This is a genomic window from Alkalihalobacillus sp. AL-G (assembly GCF_030643805.1).
Taxonomy (GTDB): Bacteria; Bacillota; Bacilli; order Bacillales; family Fictibacillaceae; genus Pseudalkalibacillus.
Map to the genome: position 1 here is coordinate 1,162,664 of NZ_CP094656.1, position 19,117 is coordinate 1,181,780.

Genomic DNA, 19,117 nt, shown 5'->3' on the forward strand with positions numbered 1-19,117 from the left:
GCTTTTTATTCAATTTAGTAAGAATCCAGATGGTCAAAGAATTGTTTTAAGAAGTTTTCTAGTTCAGATGGTACACCAGTAGTTGAAATTCACGGGCAAGGTAAGTACAAACCACAAAAAATTCATTTTATTAAATAAAGGTGATTATATGGGATATAAGATAGAATCTTTAATTAGTCCTGAATCAATAATGTGTTTACAAAAGCTAAGGAATTCAATTTGTACACTATGGATAGATGACTTAGGAGATACTAAATTAATAAACGGAAATCAATACACTATGGGTTTGATTTTAAGGGTTACTAATAAATCAACCGATTACATGATTAAAGACAAACCTGAGATTAAAGAAGACGGCGAAGAAACCACTAATTTAAAAGTGTTCCAAAGTAATACAAAAGATATTAAAGATAATATCTGGGTAAATTTGTTAGAAAGCAAGTCCATTAAATCTTTATATATAATAACTGATCATTTAATTTGGAGTAACATGGAGAATTCATGGGATTTAAAAGTTGATATTGGTCTAAAGCTAATTTTTGATGAAAACTATTCATTAATTTTAATGGCTAAGCATTCCAGTGTAGGCTTGTTTGAAATTTGGATTTCTAACAATTTAAATAAATTAGATAAAACTATAATTCAAGCATCTAACAACGAAGTACTCGAATTTTGGGGAGTCGAACCATCAATAGAAAATTTTAATACAGTGAAGCGTATAGAAAAAAAGATATTTTAAATGGGAAACATGAACCGAATTATCAATTGTTGTTTAAACCTTGAGAGAGCAAATCCTTTCTTGAGGTTCTTTTTTTTTCGCTTTTTCCAGGTTATTAGAAAACCATTCAAAAACCGTTTCCTCCTATGAGTCTGGGTTAACCAGTCTAAATAGCGCTCGACGTTTGGTTTAGCTGGAACTACTTTTAGTATTGGTATGGACTATCATACAAAAGATAACGATAATCTCATGAATAGTGTAATTGATAACATGCTAATAGGTGGTGCAACATTAACATTAACGGCAGGTATAACTGCAGGTATTACTGCCTCCTTAGGTATTGTCAGCCTTTGTTTATTAGCAACTGTAGGGATTGGAGTATTTGTAGGGGCTTTTATTGGTGCGGCTGTGGAATCATATAAAAATCGAAACTCGAGAAGCTATCTATTTCCTATAAGGAGGGAAGAATAATTGGCCTATAGTTATTATCCACTTTGGTTGTTGGGTAATTACCTTTAGTGGAACATGGTTTTTAAAATTTATTTTTTCTAATGCTAAGGAACGTATAGCCATATATGCTTTAATCTCATTTAGCTTTTGGATGTATGGAGTGTCTGTACTTGTTGTTCTAAGGTAAATTGGGATATCTACAAATTTAGTATTTAACCTTCATGTTCTTTTATTTGTAATCTTTGCAGTTTGGTTTACAACCGGTGTCTTAATTACAGTAAGAAGAAAAAAAGGTAATATTTTTGAGGTGAAGATATACATTCTTCGCCTCTTTTTAAAAATATCTTGGTAACAGAAGGAATAATAGATGGTAGTAAAAAGGCTGCAAGTTTCGGATTGAAAGTTGTACCAAAGCCAGCTTCTTCAGTTATTGAAGATGTAATCGATATTGGTCATTGGGATGAACCTGCAGTCCCTGTGGTAGGTATAATTACAGAATCAGTTCACTAACTGCAATGATAACACCACGTAAAGAGAGCAAGTTAGCAACTGCGGTATTGGGAACGGTTTATGGTGGATTCTTGGGATTGGAAAATGCAAGGATGGAAGAGTAAATATTGGGTTAAAGCAGTATTTTAAAGGACTTGAACCCTAAGAATGAGCCCCTGGTCAATATGATCAACCTTTTCAAGGAGTGTATTAATGACATATTCTAACGATCCAATTTTTTATATTATTCCTTTATTATTACTTGGAACAATTATTTTAGTATATGCTCTTAAAAAAGAAACATCTTATAAGCGTTTTAAATGGTTATCGTTTGTTGTTTTGAGCTATGGCGCTGTTATTACAAGTTTAATTCCCAATATTAAGATTTCTATAATTGGGATGATCACAGTATTTGTTATTCATTTACTAATGTTTCGATCTTCTGAAGAGTTTTATAACAAATATATAAAAAGAAAATGATACCTGAAGAATGAATCCAATGAATTGATACGTGAAAATACCTGTATCAAGGTAAAAATCCCTTAGACATTTCGATGAATTCCCGTACTGCAAAGGGTAGATATTTGTTTCTTTTCCACACCATCCCGAGTTCCAGGCTTAATTTCGAATTAGAAAGTGGGAGTGCGATGATGTCCTGATTGGTGATCGAATGTGTAACTTTACCAGGTAATAAAGCGATTCCTAATCTCGCTTCGACCATTTCAATCATGAAATCTTTTTGGGAGCTTTCACATACGACGTTCGGATGGAACCCTTTCTTGGAACATTCCTCAACAATTCGATCATGTAGGGTGAAGTCTTGACGATACAATATGAAAGGTTCACTTTTTAAATCTGATAAATCAATTGCCTCCTGATTTGCCAATGGATGTTCTTTATGGACAATAAGCATCAATGGGTCATTAATCACTTTGATGATCTCGAAATTTCCTTTTTGGATCGGTAAATTACATATCAAACCGATATCGAGCGAACCATCTTCTACACCTTGCTTGATTTTTTTCGAGCCCACCTCGGTCAAAGTGATTTGGACATAGGGATAGTCCTCTTTAAATCGACTGATCAATTTCGAAAAAAATGCTGCCCCGATGATCGGAGGTATCCCAATTCTGATTTCCCCTTTTTTCAAGTCCATGACGTCCGTCAGCTCAGATGTCAGGTTGTTGAAAGCTTCTAATACATGTTTTGCATTTTCCAATACTGCTTTACCGGCATCCGTCAATTCCAAGTGCTTGGATCGATAAAACAATGAGACCCCTAATTCTTCTTCTATATGTTTAATCGCTTTACTTATCGAGGGTTGGGAGACGTGCAACACGGAAGCAGCTTTCGTAAAGCTTAAATGCCGTGCGACTTCTGTAAAGTATTCCAAATGCCGGATGTCCACATGATCACTCCTATTATTCTCGTTAATTGAAAGTCTATTATAACCAAAACGAATAATCAACATTCGAAATATGTATTTTTGATATGGACTTAGTTATTATAAAATAAAATATAAGAAACGAATCGAGGCCAGTACCAGCTAATTTGGATTAACCAATCATTTGAGGGAGGATATTACGATGACAGACTACGTGAAAATCAGTAATCTTCAAGTAGCTCCAGTTTTACATGATTTTATCAAGGCAGAGGCAATACCTGGGAGCGGTGTGACAGTCGAGAAGTTCTGGACAGGATTAGAAGAAATCACCAAGGACCTCGGGCCGAAAAATAAAGAGTTACTTAAAGTAAGGGATGATTTGCAAAATAAAATCAATGATTGGCATAGAAATAACGATTTCGATCTCGAAAACTATAAATCTTTTTTAAAGGAATTGAACTATTTAGAAGGTGAAACGGAAGAATTCCAGATTACGACAGAGGATGTAGATGATGAAATCGCTGCGCAGGCAGGTCCCCAGTTAGTCGTGCCCGTCAATAATGCCCGTTATGCGATCAACGCAGCAAATGCCCGCTGGGGGAGTTTGTATGACGCTCTTTATGGAACGGACGTGATCAGTGAAGAGGACGGTGCGGATAAGAAAGGGTCCTACAACCCGGTTCGCGGTGCAAAAGTCATCTCGTTTGCAAAAGACTTTCTCGATCAAACAGCTCCATTAGCAAAAGGCACTCACAAAGGTGTAACCGCCTATTCGATTGTCGGCGGTCAATTATCTGCTTCGTTAAGCAATGGGGCAACGACAGGGCTGAAGGATGAGTCCCAGTTCGCAGGCTACCAAGGTTATACAGATGAACCTGAGGCGGTTTTATTGAAAAACAATGGGATCCATCTGGAAATTCAAATCGATCGAGATCATCCAATCGGACAATCGGATCGGGCTGGGGTTAAGGATATTCTCATGGAATCGGCAATGACCACGATCATGGACTTTGAAGACTCTGTTACAGCGGTTGATGCCGAAGACAAGGTACTCGTCTATCGAAACTTTTTAGGTTTATTGAAGGGCGATCTAACTTCATCCTTCACAAAGGGAAATAAAAAAGTGACGAGAACGCTCAACCCTGATCGTAAATATGTATCCTCTGATGGCGTGCCATTCACTTTGCATGGACGTTCCCTGATGTTCGCTAGGAACGTCGGGCATCTGATGACGAGCAATGCGGTATTGGACCAGGACGGACAGGAAGTACCGGAAGGAATCCTCGATACGGTTATTACCGGTCTGCTTGCGAAACAGGATGTCCTCAGAAATGGCAGCTATCAAAATTCCAGAAAAGGATCCGTCTATATCGTCAAGCCGAAGATGCATGGATTGGAAGAGGTCGCTTTTGCGAACGAACTGTTCAATCGGACCGAAGACTTGGTCGGTGTAAAACGGAACGCGATGAAAATCGGCGTGATGGATGAAGAACGCCGAACGACGTTGAATTTGAAAGCGTGTATCAACAAAGTGAAAGAGAGGGTTGTTTTCATCAATACAGGCTTCTTAGACCGAACAGGTGATGAAATCCATACCTCGATGGAAGCAGGGCCTGTCATCCGGAAAAATGAGATGAAATCCTCAACATGGCTGCAAAGCTATGAAAAATCGAATGTATGTGCAGGGCTTTCGGCAGGTTTCCAAGGGCGAGCCCAGATCGGTAAAGGGATGTGGGCGATGCCAGATTTGATGGCTGATATGCTCGATCAAAAGGTCGGTCAGCTTGGAGCCGGAGCGAATACAGCATGGGTTCCTTCCCCGACGGCTGCGACGCTTCATGCTCTCCATTACCACCAGGTTGATGTGAGAAAGGTGCAAAATCAATTAGTTGCACGTTCGGATGATTACACCGATGCTATTTTACAAATCCCAATTGAATCAAATCCGGATTGGAGTGCTGAGGAAATACAGGAAGAGCTGGATAACAATGCACAAGGTATTCTAGGCTATGTCGTACGCTGGGTCGAACATGGGATCGGCTGTTCAAAAGTACCGGATATCAATGATGTTGCGCTTATGGAAGATCGTGCGACACTGCGTATCTCGAGTCAACATGTGGCGAACTGGCTTCACCACGGGATTTGTACGGAGGAACAAGTAGTTGAGACGTTGAAGCGGATGGCAAAAGTGGTCGATCAACAAAATGCTGGTGATCCGGAATATAAGCCGATGTCTGATGACTACGATCATTCCGTCGCCTTCCAGGCAGCTTGTGACCTCGTCTTTAAAGGATTTGAACAACCGAGCGGATATACGGAGCCGATCCTTCATCGTCGTCGTATTGAAGTAAAGTCCAAAGCACTTGCTCAAAAGTAAAGATGGAATAGAAGACCATTGACTCGAGATGCAGTTGATGGTCTTTTATCTAAATTAAATATTTCGAAAAGTTCAAAAATTCAATTGAAAAAGCAGCCCTTTAATGCTTCAATGAAACTACTTACAACTTGACCGTTTTTTTTACTAATTATCGGAACCTCGTTTCTCAATATGAACAGGAAGAGAGGGGTGTGTATTTTGGAATTAAAAGAAGTCAATGATGAACAATTGATTTTAAGCAAAAAGTACGGGAACAGTGGAACGGCTATTGCAACACCGAAAAGTGAAGCTGAAATCGCAGAAATACTTCAGGCTGCCAAGAAGGATGGAAAGAAAATTTCCGTTATGGGAAGAGGAACGAAACGAGGTTATGGCGGTCTGAAAGAAAAGTACGATCTTGCATTGTCGCTGGTAAATTACAAAGGGATTGTTGAGCACACCGTCGGGGATATGACCGTTACAGTCAGGGCTGGAACAACGATCGCGGAACTCCAGGATTATCTCCGCAAGCATGATCAAATGGTTTCCATCGACCCAAGCTGGCCTCAACAGGCGACGGTCGGCGGAGTCATTGCTGCGAATGAAAGCGGCCCCAAGCGGTTGAAATATGGATCAGCGCGGGATCTCGTGATCGGGTTGAGAGTTGTTTACCCAGATGGGAGAATCATCCGGACAGGCGGAAAAGTCGTTAAAAATGTTGCAGGATACGATATGAATAAACTGTTCATCGGGTCAATGGGGACATTAGGGGTGATTTCCGAAATCACGATGAAATTGAGGCCGACGCCAAAATACGAAAGCCTTGTCCTTTTGTCCGTTGCAGAAGAACACGTAGATGAACTGAAATCATTCATAATTGAAATCCAGGATTCAATAATCGAACCGGCAACCCTCGAGTTGGTCAACCCTTCCTTATCGAAAAAGCTCCTCGATCGGGAGGAATTTACACTGTTGATTGCTTTTGAAGATGTAGAAAATGCAGTTCATTATCAAGAGGAATGGGTCGAAGAGCACAAGCCTAAAGGTGCCATCACAACTTGTTTATCAGTAAAAGACGCCAATACATTTTGGGAGAGGTTCTCACTCATTCAGCCGAACAGCTTGACCGATGACGATCACAATGAGCGGGTAGAGGTCGTCCTGAAAATCGGCAGCAAAAACATGGATGTTTTAGACATTCTCAAGGAAGCTCAACGGATCCACTATGGTGGAAACGGTATCACTATAGAGGCTCATGGCGGACTAGGGCATGGGATAAGCTATTTTCATCTGATAGGGCACGAAGAAGTCATTAAATCTTCCATTCTTCAAATGCGTGACTTTGTTGATACGAAACGGGGCTACGTTACTGTCAAACATCTTCCGTTCAAGCTTCGTCAGGAAATCAATCCATGGGGTGAGAACCCATCCTACTTTTTCCTGTTCGAGGGAATCAAACGGAAGATCGATCCCGAAAATACGCTGAACCATAAACGCTTTATTGGGGGGATATAAATTGTCGGTTAACGAAAAGGAGCTTCAGTCGAACGTCGAACCACCCTGCGCCTCTGCCAGTTTAAGCAATTATTTATGGGATGACCATCCGGACGAAAACAAGTGGGCAGATTGTGTCCATTGCGGAATGTGTCTCGAATCGTGCCCGACGTATTTGGAAACAGGGCAGGAACAGCATTCACCACGCGGTCGTGTCCATTTGATCAAATCGGTTGCAGAAGGGAAGCTGGAGGTCAATGAACAATTCATGGATCCGGTATTCCAATGCCTTGACTGCCGGGCATGTACGACCGCATGTCCAGCTGATGTAGATGTTGGAGGACTGATTGAGGAAGCGAGGGGACAAGTGCGCCAGGCGATCCCCCTTAAAGGAATGAAACGGGCAGTCAGTCATTTTTTCCTCAAGGATTTGTTTCCGCATAAAAACCGTCTTAATGCCGTCGGAGGGATGTTGAAGTTTTATCAGAAGAGCGGCCTGCAGCAAGTTGTCCGTAAATCAGGAGTCATGAAAGTCATGCCGGATCACCTTGTTGAAATGGAATCGATCATGCCGACGATCGGAACACCCGTTCAGAAGAAATACAAGGATGTCGATGTGATCCCTGCGAAAGGACAACCGAAGGCAAGGGTTGCCATGCTGACGGGCTGCATCATGGATGTGATGTTCAGCGATATTAATGAATCGACGATCAATGTATTGACGCATAACGATAATGAAGTGGTTTTACCGAAAAATCAAACATGCTGTGGTGCGCTCCATATTCATGCCGGAGACCGTGAAACAGGGAAAAGGCTCGCAAAACAGAATATCGAGGCATTTAACGATGCGGAAAAGGTGATTGTCAATGCTGCCGGATGTGGCTGTGCATTAAAAGAATATCCGGAGTTATTCAGGAATAATCCTGAATGGAAAGAGAAAGCGGAAGACTTCGCGAACAAAATCGAGGATATTTCAAAATACTTATATGATACAGGCTATGAAAAACCGAAAAGTGAACTGAATAAACGGATTACGTATCATGATGCATGTCATCTTGCGCATGGCCAAGGTATTCGGCATCAACCGCGTCAGCTATTGAATGATATCAATGGAATCGACTATGTGGAGCAGCGGAATGCAGACACTTGCTGTGGAAGTGCTGGAATTTACAATATAACGAATCCAGAAATGGCAGGAGCCGTGTTAGAACGGAAAATAGAAAATGTTCCTCAGGATGTCGAAATGATTTCGATGGGGAATCCCGGATGCATGCTGCAAATGGCGATCGGTGTACAAAAGTATGGCCGGAGAGCTGAAATCGTGCACACAGTCCAGCTGCTCGATTGGGCCTATCAACAAGATCGAAAAAACGGCACCGGAATTTCCGATGAAAACCAAACCGCTGCTGGCAGAGAGGAGTGATCCAAAGTGTTTTTCACAAAAAAGAAGAAAAAAATCAATGGAGACAGCGATATTCAAAATCTAGCAAACATCGTAGGGGAAAAATCGATTTTATATGAAAAAGAAGACCTTCTATCCTACGATTGCGATGGTTTCACCATTCATAAATCGATGCCAAAAGCGGTCGTGTTTCCCAAAGATACGGAAGAAGTCGCTTCGATTGTGAAATATCTCACGACGAACAAACTTCCGTTCCTAGCGCGCGGAGCAGGCACGGGGCTTAGCGGGGGATCGATTCCTTTAAATGGGGAAATCATCATCAGTTTGGTTAAGATGAAAAAGCTGTTAAGTGTTGATTTTGAAAATAGGCAGGCCGTCGTACAACCTGGTTTCGTCAATTTGAAACTGACAAACTCGATATCTGACAAAGGTTATTATTATGCTCCGGATCCATCGAGCCAATATGTTTGTACGATCGGCGGGAATGTCGCTGAAAACGCTGGGGGAGCACATTGCTTGAAATACGGGGTAACGACCAACCATATATTAGGGCTTGAGGTGGTCCTGCCCAACGGTGAAATCATTGAAATCAGTGAGGATGGTGTGCCGGATGCACCGGGTTATGACTTACTCGGACTCCTGACTGGATCGGAAGGCACACTTGGGATTGTCACGAAAATCACAGTCCGGATCTTGAAAAACCCGGAAGGAAAGCAGACCGTACTCGCCTACTTCGATGACGTAGAGGATGGCAGCCATGCTGTATCGGATATCATCTCTGAGGGCATCGTTCCAGCCGCACTTGAAATGATGGACAAAACCGCGATCGAAGGGGTCGAAGCAGGTACCTATCCTGTCGGGCATCCTGATGATATTGAAGCGTTGCTCTTGATTGAAGTTGATGGGATCATTGCTGGGATCGATGAGCAAATCAACGAAATCCTGAACGTATGTAAAAAAAGGAATGTCAGGGAAGTCAAAGTTGCCGAAAGTGAAGAAGAAAGAGGCAAATGGTGGGCTAATCGGAAGACCGGATTCGGAGCGATGGGCGCGATTTCTCCCGATTATATAGTCCAGGATGGTGTCATCCCACGAAGTAAGCTTCCAGAAGTTCTAAGGGATATTGCTAAAATCAGTAAGGAATCTGGCTTGAGGATTGCGAACATTTTCCATGCTGGAGATGGGAATCTCCATCCTTTGATTTTATTCGATTCAAGAAATCCAGGGGAAACGGAAAAAGCGTTGAAGGCAGGATCAGCATGCTTGAAGGCATGTGCTGATGTTGGCGGTTCGATAACAGGAGAGCATGGCGTCGGGATTGAAAAGATCGAGGAAATGCGTTTTATCTTCACGGTAGAGGAATTACAGGTACAGACAGATGTCCGTGACGTTTTTAATCCGGAAAATTTACTGAACAAAGGAAAACTGTTCCCTACACCGAGCAGATGTATGGATGTCAAAAAGATGCCTAAGGGGACGGTTGCCAACTAGCTAGTCAAAAATTGATCATTGGATAGGAGAGAAGAAAATGAAGTTTGGTAGATTCAATTATAAGAATGAAATCCATTATGGTGTGGTAACGGATGAGGAAATCAAGTTGATAAAAGGAGATATTTTCGGAAGCTGGGAGTACAGCGGGGAAACGGCAGCTAGAGAAGAAATCGAGCAGTTAGCCCCAGTTGAACCGAATAAAATCATCGGAATCGGCGCCAATTATGTAGGGAACAAGGATGAACTTCCTTCATCGTTACCTGAAATTCCAGTTTTCTTTTTCAAGCCGGCTTCCTCTGTTGTAGGACCGGATACAGAGGTGACCATTCCGGAGTCAATTGATGAAGTTAAATTTGAATCAGAATTGGCTGTCGTGATTAGAAAAGAAACGAAGAACGTTTCGAAAGAACAAGTTCTTGACCATATTTTCGGGTACACGATCGGAAACGATGTAACGGCCCCTCAATTTTTTCACGAAAACGGTCATTGGACATTAGGAAAGGCGTTTGACACGTTCACCCCGATCGGCCCAGTCGTTGAAACAGAGCTTGATCCAGAAAAAGTTAATGTTAAAGCGAGGGTGAATGGGGTCGAAGCGCAAAACAGCCCGACGGATCTCATGATTGTACCACTTAGAGAGATGGTTTCCTATTTATCTACTATCATGACACTACAACCTGGAGATGTCATTCTGACGGGAAGCCCACTAGGAGCACATTTTGTACAGGACGGTGATGTTGTCGAATGCATCATCGAAGAGATTGGAACATTGAAAAATAGTTTGGTAAGGTCCTCAGCATCAGTGAAATCATAATTGAATAGAAACCCCTTAAGTCCACTTTCCCATCAACTTAGCATCGGAACAATAATGAAGCGGGATAATGGACTTGAGGTCGGTTCAATAGAACGGCTCCGGACACCATTTTTTATCGTTTTCATAGCGTGCATTATTCCGTTAACATCGATTTACAATTCAATAAATAATAAAACTTGTAATAAAATATGGGAGCTAAATATTGAAAAGTACTTCTTCCCAACCCTTCTTCAACAAAACTCCACGTCTTCAGTAAGAGAAAGGCGATAACCTTGTGCGGCAATCACATCTTAGCACCCGTTAGCTGAAGTAAGTATAATATGTATAATAAAATAGAAATCGAACAACAAAAAAAGCAATCGGTAAAAAAATAAAAATAAACAAGCCTAACTCCCAGTTCCAAAATCGACGAGTCTTTTTATATTTTTGAATAGAATTAAACAATAACAACCCTAAAACTATTATTAAACCTAATACTATAAGACCAACTGATATATAAAAGTATTCTTTTGGTGCTACAAAGTAAGTATTAAACACACCTATAATGCCAGAAATCACCAAAATAGCAGACATAATAATACCCACTATAAGTTTCATGTTAATCACCCTTTTCTCTAAAACGTAACACTCTCCATTTAAAACATTACATAACCTTCTAAAACAAACCTGCCACGTTGGTTTAAGTACATTACTTCACAATCACATGCAAATTTTAACATAAATAATCAGTTTTGTTTTAAAGTTTTCTTTCATTATTGGCCCTTATGTAGAATAACTACCGAATCCTTTTGCTCCGTTATCCTGCCCTTCGTATTAAAGAATAGGCTCTTTACATTTTACCATTAAATTCTAATTTTTAGGTTTCAGCAATCGTTTAGAAAACAGCTATTTTTATCAATCGGTTGGTTATTGTTATAATGGGACTACCAAATCATGTTAATTGGAGGTTCTTTAAATGGCAAGCCAAACAAGTTCTATTGTCCAGAGTTCTTTAGATGCACTGTTGGAGGACGAATCGTTTTTACCAGGTTTGACAGGTCAGACGAGAAAGCAAGCCTTTACATCATTAGGCGCTATCCTCTCGACCCCGAATCATATACATAAATCCTTTTTGCGGATCCCTTTGGAAAATGGAAAAGTTGTCCGTATTCCAGCATTTCGTATTCAACACAATGATACGCTAGGACCGTACAAAGGAGGAATTCGGTTCCATGAATCTGTCAATGAAGAAGAAGTAGCCAACCTTGCAGCTTTGATGACATTGAAAAATGCGCTTCACGAGGTTCCTTTTGGCGGTGGAAAAGGAGGCGTCGCCATCAATCCAAGAGATTATACGGTAAAAGATCTCCACTTGATCTGCCAAAAATATGTCCACTATTTCAGCGACATCCTAGGTCCCGATAAAGACATTCCTGCTCCAGATGTCGGGACTGGCGATCGTGAAATGGACTGGATGATGGCAGAATATAAAAGCATACGTCCAGGTACAACTTATAGGGGAAGTTTTACGGGGAAAAGCGTCGTAAATGGAGGATCTCTAGGCAGGAGGGAAGCTACCGGGAAAGGTGTATATTTCACCTTCCGTTATATGCTCCATGATTTCTTGAATGAGAAACGGAAATGGCTTTCTGGAACAGAAAATAAATTTGCGCAAACCGCATTTTCTTATGCCGATCGTCCATTGGATATTGCTGTCCAAGGGTTTGGTAATGTTGGTTCTGTTGCAGCTCTGGAGGCTTATCGCTGTACACATTTAAAAAATAAAGTCGTTGCTGTCAGTGATCGGAATGTTACTTTATACAACTCTGAAGGTTTAGATATTCCTGCCCTAGCTGAATTTACTTCAAGTAATGATGGTGATCTGCCGACGACTGAGGAAGAGTTGTCCAAATTAAAAGTGAAAGCGGAAATCATGGACCGCGATGAGGTTCTTTACCTCGATGTCGATGTATTGATGTTAGCGGCCTTAGAGGATCAAATCCATCAAGAAAACATGAAGCAGATTAAAGCAAGAATCATTGTAGAAGGGGCGAATGCACCGGTGACTGGTGAAGCGGATGAATTCCTGAGTGACAAGGGCGTGATCATCGTGCCAGACATTCTTGCAAACGCAGGTGGTGTCATCGTTTCCTATTTTGAATGGCTGCAAGGCCGTGAAACGCAGTTTTACAGCGAGGACGAAGTATTTAAACTTCTTTTCGACAAGATGACAGCTACGATGGATACAATCCTGCCACAATTCTTCGGGGATCCTTTTCCGTTACGGCAAAACTGTTATATCCATGCGGTGATGAAGTTATCGACGATTTCATATCGTCATGGGAAATTGTACTAAGACGTTTTCAAACCGATGTAAAGCAAGAATTGTCTCCCTGCTCACAGAAATTTTTTCTCAGTACCTGCAAAATCCTAGTTGACTCAAAGTCCCTTAAGTCCGCTTTCCTTTCTGTTCCGCAATAAGTACAATGCATTATGGTATAATGAAGCCGAATATAGACTTGAGGTGGAATCAGATGGAACGGGTCAATATGGTGAAATCTGTTAGTCGGGCACTTGATATCATCAACATTGTCAGTATGAAGAAAACAGGCTGTGGCGTAACAGAGATTGCGAATCAAATTGATATCAACAAGAGCTCTGTTTACCGGATTTTGACGACATTGGAGAAGTACGGGTACATTGAACAGGACTTGGATAGCGAAAAATATAAATTAGGTTATCAATTTTTAGATATAAGCTCCCGGTTGCTTGAATCGATAGATTTGAGAACTGAGGCGAAGCCGTTTTTAGAGGAGCTTGAAAGCCAAACGAATGAAGTGATCCATTTAGTGGTATATGACGAGGGTGAAGTCGTATACCTGGAAAAGATGGAAGGAACCGAGACGTTACGGATGCATTCGAAAGTCGGAAGACGTGCACCGATGCATTGTACAGCTGTCGGCAAAGTGATACTTTCTTATCTGCCTGATACAAAGGTTTTAGAGGTGATTGATACGAAAGGACTGCCGAAGCATACCGATCGGACAATCGTAGATCCTGCTCTTTTTCTGGAAGAGTTGAAGAAAGTCAGGCAACAGGGTTATGCGCTGGACTTGGAAGAAAATGAAAACGGCATCACTTGTATAGGGGCACCGATCTTTGACAACACCGAGAATGTGGTTGCCGCCTTCAGTATTTCAGGTACAACGATGCGGATGACAGAAGAAAGATTGGCTGAATTAAAAGTAACCATTATTGATGTTGGAAAAAAGATTTCGATGCGTTTAGGAAGCAGACAGAGCCAGGTCGTATGAACTAAAAGTGAAGCAAAGCGATGCACCGAAATGCAGCCGCTTTGCTTTTTTTAATTGGTTTTTCGTAGTATAGGTAGCTTTCTTCGACAGCCTCCTCGATTGTTCGCCAGTGCCCTTCGTGTTAACCAGGGTGCTCTCGTTTTTCATATAGAAGTAACTTTGGATAATAAATGGCGATAGGATTTGTTCCCCACGATCGGCCACAAAAGGCATAAATACTAATGAAGAAACGAGATAAACTCGTTTCAAACATACTTTATTTTTTTATGAATAAACAAAATATAATCAATTTTCAAAATATTATTTGTAACGGGCCTTCCAATTTAATATAATGTTAGATAACACAAGCAATAGTCTTCGTATGGACCAAAACAGAAACCGCGTTTCGTAATAACAAACAAAGGGGGTTGAGAGAGTAAAAATCCGTAAGGTCGTGATCACAAGGGATAGTAAATACGAGGAGGGTAAACATGAGTACAGGCTTATTAGCCGTATTATCGTTATTACCGATCATTGTTGTTGGAATATTTCTCGTTGGTCTCAGGTGGCCGGCAAGTAAAGCGATGCCGATCTCCTACATAGTCGCCGTTCTATTGGCGTTATTTGTGTGGAAAATTCCTGGGGCGACAGTTGCTGCTGCCTCTGTCAATGGCTTAGTTGTTGCCGCAACACTGCTCTATATCATCTTCGGTGCGATTTTATTATTGAACACACTGCAAGAAAGCGGTGGAATCAAAACGATTCGTCAAGGTTTCACCGGCATATCCCCGGATCGGCGGGTCCAAGTCATCATTATTGCCTGGCTATTCGGGTCTTTCATTGAAGGTTCAGCAGGGTTCGGTACTCCTGCCGCTGTAGCCGTACCGTTACTTGTCGGATTAGGCTTTCCAGCAATGGCAGCAGTTGTTGCCGGGATGGTCATTCAGAGTACCCCCGTATCCTTCGGTGCGGTCGGTACCCCGATTTTGGTCGGAGTCCAGTCAGGTTTATCTGCGGATAACGGTATTACGGATAACTTTCTCACTCTTGTGACGAATATCGGTGGACAAGTAGCGATTCTCCATGCGATCGTCGGTACACTTGTCCCATTATTCGTAGTTGCACTAATGACCCGGTTTTTCGGAAAAAACAAATCGTTCAGGGAAGGAATCAAAGTCTGGAAGTTTGCTTTATTCGCAGCCTTTTCGATGACGATTCCTTATGTGATCGTTGCAAACGTCCTCGGACCGGAGTTCCCATCTATGATAGGCGGCTTGGTCGGGCTTGCGATCGTCGTTACGGCCGCAAAGAAGGGCTTCCTAATGCCACCAAAAGAAGAGCACTGGGATTTTGAAGAAAAATCCAAGTGGGACCCTTCTTGGACTGGAACCATCGAAATAAAGGACATTGCCCATAAAAGTGGGAATATGTCTATGGTCCGGGCATGGACACCTTATATTTTAGTCGGATTATTTCTTGTCATCACTAGATTGGAAGCGCTGCCATTATTAGATCTGCTTAAGTCTTGGACGGTTTCGATTCCAAATATGTTCGGAACAGAGATATCGGCTAGTTTCCAACCACTTTATTTACCGGGTACGATTTTTATCGTTGTATCATTGATAACGTTTGCTATCCATCAAATGGATGTTGGTTCATATAAGCGTGCATGGGCACATTCCGGTAAAACCATGATCGCCGCATCTACTGCCCTTGTCTTCACAGTTCCAATGGTGCAAGTGTTCCTCAATTCGGGTGGGGGAGCGGCTGGATATGCCCAGATGCCGATTGAATTAGCAAATGGTGTTGCTGCGTTAACCGGAGATATTTGGCCGATTTTTGCACCATTTATAGGCGGTATCGGTGCATTCATAGCAGGCAGTAATACCGTAAGTAACATGATGTTTTCTTTGTTCCAATATGATGTCGGTTCACAAATCGGTGTCAATCCTACATGGATTGTTGCGCTACAGGCTGTTGGAGGAGCGGCAGGAAATATGATTTGTGTGCATAATGTCGTTGCAGCTTCTGCTGTTGTAGGCATGGTCGGTAAAGAAGGGGATGTAATCAGGAAAACCATCATCCCATTCCTCTATTATGCAACAGCTGCAGGGGCACTAGGTTACTCAATTGTTTGGACCGCGGAAAAAGGAGTTTTGAATTTAGGTACAGTCATTTTCACAGTGATCGCTGCACTTGCTGTCTATATTATTGTCTCGAATAAAAACAAAACCGGTTTGGTTCAGGTCAGTAACGACAAGCCGATCAAACCAGCACAATAACTGTAATCACCCCTTCTGAAATAAATATGAAGGGGTGGTTTTCCATTCTTTGACGTAATTCCTCCCTGAAACCTTTTTAATTAATCCCTGTTCGCCACAGGATCAAAAGGAAACAACATCTCCTCCTCATGGTATCTAAAACATGATGATAATACCCATTTTTTCCGATACCGATTCCAATACGTCTGATATGATCTTTTAGTAAAATTAGCATTAAAAATAACAATCGACTCTTTTTCAAAAGAGCCGATCGTTTTATGATTTCTGTAAATTCATCAGGTGGTTGTCCAACGATTGAAAATAGATAATGATGAGTTGCGGATGATCACGAATCCGTCTATTTAATAATCAACTTACATCACATACATATTGGATGGATAAAGATGTGCACTTTAGGAACCTTATTAAAGAAGGTGTTTATAAATATCTGTATGATTCAATTGAATTGGAGAATGCCATCGAAATTTTGATACCTCGGTTAATACTTCCCAGGGTGTTCCGTATTTCAATGAAAAGATGTCGTTTTCTACATCCATACACTCAAAATATGATATTGAAAACCATGATAACGATCGATGAAATAGATTGTTCTTTTGTACATAAAAGGGAACGTATAATTCCGACACAGGATGGTTGAATACATTTATTAGGGATAGGAAAAATAAAAAAATGGAGGTGTTTTAGAGTGGCAGAACATCAACCAAAATTAACTTCTTCAGAGATTTCAAACCTGTGGACGACATACCAGTCCAGTACCATGATCATTTGTGGTGTAAAATATTTTTTAGCAACTGTTGAAGATGACAGTATTCGTGGAATCCTGCAATATACCTTGGATTTTTCTCAACAAAGGGTTCAAGCCATTACACAACTCTTTCAAATGGAGAATTACCCAATTCCCGTTGGTTTTACCGATCACGATGTTAATACAGATTCTCCTCCATTGTTTTCCGATACAATGATCCTAATGTACTTGTTGAACATGGGGAGGTTAAGCCTTGTTGGGGAGAGCCTGATGTTCTCTCTATCACCTCGAGCTGATGTGGCAGTATTTTATTCTGATTGCATAGTACAATCGAAAGAACTTACGGATCGGGGGACCAAACTTGCACTACAAAAAGGGATTTACGTTCGTTCTCCTTATTTGCCGACACCGGAGCATGGAGATTTCGTAAATAAGCAAAGTTTCTTAACTGGGTGGTTCGGGCAACGTCGGCCTCTTTTAGGTATTGAAATTTCCAATCTTGTTTACAATGCCGAAAGAAATGCACTCGGAGAAGCCTTGATAACCGGATTCAGTCAAGTTTCAAAATCAAAGGAAGTACGCGAGTATATGCATCGAGGTAAGGAGATTTCTTCAAAGCACTTCGAAGTTTTCAGCTCTATTCTTCATGAGGAACAACTTTCATCGGCCAAAAATTTAACTTCAGAAGTTTCAAGTTCTATGGTAGCTCCTTTTTCCGATAAATTAATGATGTTTCACATTGCAGGGCTAGTGGCTTCCGCTATTGGACAATATGGTATAAGTGTGTCAACAAGTGTACGACGTGATTTATCGACTCATTATGCCAGGTTGGCAGGCGAAATTGCGAAATATGCGGAAGATGGTGCGAACATTATGATCAACAATGGTTGGATGGAAGAACCGCCCAAAGCAGCAGATCGCGATGAATTAGCAAAGAAATGATTTGGAGGTTGCCTTATGGAAAGCGAAACTAATATTAAATTGACTTCTGCTGAAATATCCCAGCTATGGTCTGGCTATATGAATGATAGTATGTCTGTTTGGGCTTAAATACTTTCTGGAAAAGTGGATTCAGAATCATTTGAGGAAGAATAAGCCAGATTTCGTAGAATCTAGTTTTAACATTTAAAAAGATTCAGAAACTTCAAACAATATACTTGTGGCATGCAACCGACCTTTACTATAATTATAAGCAAGTCACCGGATCACCTGACTATTTATCTCACACGGAATTATTATAAAACAGGGTTGTTTGTAGGAGGTGTTCGGAAAAATGAAAGTTTCGTTATTTGTTACATGTTTAGCTGATTGATTTTATCCGGAAGTGGTATCGATTCAGTTGAGTTACTAGAAAAGTTGGGATGTGAAGTTGATTTTCCACATAAGCAGACATGTTGCGGGCAACCAGCGTTTAACAGCGGCTATCATAAAGAAGCAAAAGAAACAGCTAAGCACATGACCACCATTTTCGAGGGTGCAAACTATGTTGTCACTCCGTCTGGACCGTGTGCAACCATGTTCAAAGAGTATGTTCAATTTTTTGATGATGATGAATGGTCTGGAAGGCTGCAGTACGAGCAGGTAAAACCTATGAACTGACCCAATTCCTCGTTGATGTCCTTGATGTACAGGACAAAGATGTGAAACTTCCCGCAAAAGCGACCTATCATACTTCATGTCATATGACCAGGTTACTAGGTGATAAAGAAGCCCCTATGAAACTATTAGGGAAGGTAGAGGGTCTTGAGGTTACGACATTACCTGAATTGCCACGACTGCTGCGGTTTCGGAGGAAGATTTTCTGTAAAAATGCCAGAGATTTCAAAAGAAATGGTTGATGATAAAGTGGAAAATATCCTTGAAAACCGGTGCACACCTTCTGACTTGGAGCCGATTGCGGCTGTTTGATGAATATCGGGGGTCGACTGAAAAGAGAAGGAAACCAATCATAGTCATGCATATTGCACAAGTGCTGAACGGGATAAGAATGAATCGGGGTAAGTCGAATGAGCATTAAAACAATTAAACCGAAATTTCAAGACCGCGTAGTAAAAGGCTTAGAGGTTACATTTATGCGCGATGCAGTCCAATTCGCTCAAGGGCGACTCCGGGACGGGTCGGTTGAAATCAGCAGAGGAGCTAGGAAACTGGGGAAAATGGCGAAGTCTAGGTGAGGAAATCCGGAAGTATACAAATGCTAGTTTCGAAACTTTAAAAAAG

At 41.3% G+C, this 19,117-nt stretch carries 15 protein-coding genes and 1 pseudogene; 14 read left to right on the forward strand and 2 right to left on the reverse strand.

Annotated features, from left to right (window positions below; genetic code table 11):
• Positions 1-148: 148 nt before the first annotated feature.
• The 3 genes from MOJ78_RS06000 (at position 149) to MOJ78_RS06010 (ending at position 2,137) form a co-directional block, all read left to right on the forward strand.
• Positions 149-739: a hypothetical protein gene (locus MOJ78_RS06000; protein WP_304980294.1), complete on the forward strand. Its 591-nt coding sequence runs from the start codon at positions 149-151 to the stop codon at positions 737-739.
• Between the two features lie 195 nt (positions 740-934).
• The gene (locus MOJ78_RS06005; RefSeq protein ID WP_304980295.1) at positions 935-1,189 is read left to right on the forward strand and encodes a hypothetical protein; all 255 of its coding nucleotides are present in this window, start codon (positions 935-937) and stop codon (positions 1,187-1,189) included.
• A 681-nt stretch (positions 1,190-1,870) separates the two neighbouring features.
• The gene (locus MOJ78_RS06010) at positions 1,871-2,137 is read left to right on the forward strand and encodes a hypothetical protein (protein WP_304980296.1); all 267 of its coding nucleotides are present in this window, start codon (positions 1,871-1,873) and stop codon (positions 2,135-2,137) included.
• 46 nt (positions 2,138-2,183) lie between these two features.
• Here MOJ78_RS06010 and MOJ78_RS06015 read toward each other — a convergent pair whose 3' ends face one another.
• Positions 2,184-3,065, reverse strand: coding sequence for a LysR family transcriptional regulator (locus tag MOJ78_RS06015; protein WP_304980297.1), 882 nt, complete (start codon positions 3,063-3,065; stop codon positions 2,184-2,186).
• Positions 3,066-3,243: 178 nt separating this feature from the next.
• On the opposite strand from MOJ78_RS06015, the gene MOJ78_RS06020 reads away from it, so the two are divergent.
• From MOJ78_RS06020 to MOJ78_RS06040, 5 genes are all read left to right on the forward strand, one after another.
• Complete coding sequence (locus MOJ78_RS06020; RefSeq protein WP_304980298.1) at positions 3,244-5,418, forward strand: malate synthase G; 2,175 nt, start codon at positions 3,244-3,246, stop codon at positions 5,416-5,418.
• A gap of 171 nt (positions 5,419-5,589) precedes the next feature.
• Positions 5,590-6,912, forward strand: coding sequence for an FAD-binding oxidoreductase (locus MOJ78_RS06025; protein ID WP_370529772.1), 1,323 nt, complete (start codon positions 5,590-5,592; stop codon positions 6,910-6,912).
• 1 nt (position 6,913) lies between these two features.
• Positions 6,914-8,314 (forward strand): (Fe-S)-binding protein, encoded by a 1,401-nt coding sequence (locus tag MOJ78_RS06030; RefSeq protein ID WP_304980300.1) that lies wholly within the window; start codon positions 6,914-6,916, stop codon positions 8,312-8,314.
• 6 nt (positions 8,315-8,320) lie between these two features.
• Positions 8,321-9,784 carry an FAD-binding oxidoreductase gene (locus tag MOJ78_RS06035; RefSeq protein WP_304980301.1) on the forward strand — a complete coding sequence of 488 codons (1,464 nt, stop codon included), beginning with the start codon at positions 8,321-8,323 and terminating at the stop codon, positions 9,782-9,784.
• 37 nt (positions 9,785-9,821) lie between these two features.
• The gene (locus tag MOJ78_RS06040; RefSeq protein ID WP_304980302.1) at positions 9,822-10,598 is read left to right on the forward strand and encodes a fumarylacetoacetate hydrolase family protein; all 777 of its coding nucleotides are present in this window, start codon (positions 9,822-9,824) and stop codon (positions 10,596-10,598) included.
• A gap of 300 nt (positions 10,599-10,898) precedes the next feature.
• On the opposite strand, the gene MOJ78_RS06045 is transcribed toward MOJ78_RS06040, so the two are convergent.
• Positions 10,899-11,195: a hypothetical protein gene (locus MOJ78_RS06045; RefSeq protein ID WP_304980303.1), complete on the reverse strand. Its 297-nt coding sequence runs from the start codon at positions 11,193-11,195 to the stop codon at positions 10,899-10,901.
• A 358-nt stretch (positions 11,196-11,553) separates the two neighbouring features.
• On the opposite strand from MOJ78_RS06045, the gene MOJ78_RS06050 reads away from it, so the two are divergent.
• The 6 genes and pseudogenes from MOJ78_RS06050 to MOJ78_RS06075 all read left to right on the forward strand — a co-directional run bounded on the left by MOJ78_RS06050 (position 11,554) and on the right by MOJ78_RS06075 (position 19,071).
• Positions 11,554-12,933 carry a Glu/Leu/Phe/Val family dehydrogenase gene (locus MOJ78_RS06050; RefSeq protein ID WP_304980304.1) on the forward strand — a complete coding sequence of 460 codons (1,380 nt, stop codon included), beginning with the start codon at positions 11,554-11,556 and terminating at the stop codon, positions 12,931-12,933.
• 178 nt (positions 12,934-13,111) lie between these two features.
• Positions 13,112-13,891 (forward strand): IclR family transcriptional regulator, encoded by a 780-nt coding sequence (locus MOJ78_RS06055; RefSeq protein WP_304980305.1) that lies wholly within the window; start codon positions 13,112-13,114, stop codon positions 13,889-13,891.
• A gap of 470 nt (positions 13,892-14,361) precedes the next feature.
• A complete protein-coding gene (locus MOJ78_RS06060) occupies positions 14,362-16,152 on the forward strand; it encodes an L-lactate permease (protein WP_304980306.1) in 1,791 nt (596 codons plus the stop codon).
• A 685-nt stretch (positions 16,153-16,837) separates the two neighbouring features.
• Positions 16,838-17,839, forward strand: a complete 1,002-nt coding sequence (locus MOJ78_RS06065; RefSeq protein WP_304980307.1) for a DUF3231 family protein — start codon at positions 16,838-16,840, stop codon at positions 17,837-17,839.
• A gap of 331 nt (positions 17,840-18,170) precedes the next feature.
• Positions 18,171-18,914: pseudogene (locus MOJ78_RS06070) on the forward strand ((Fe-S)-binding protein).
• Positions 18,904-19,071, forward strand: coding sequence for a hypothetical protein (locus MOJ78_RS06075; protein WP_304980308.1), 168 nt, complete (start codon positions 18,904-18,906; stop codon positions 19,069-19,071). Before MOJ78_RS06070 ends, MOJ78_RS06075 begins: the two are co-directional and overlap by 11 nt.
• The last annotated feature ends 46 nt before the right edge of the window (positions 19,072-19,117 follow it).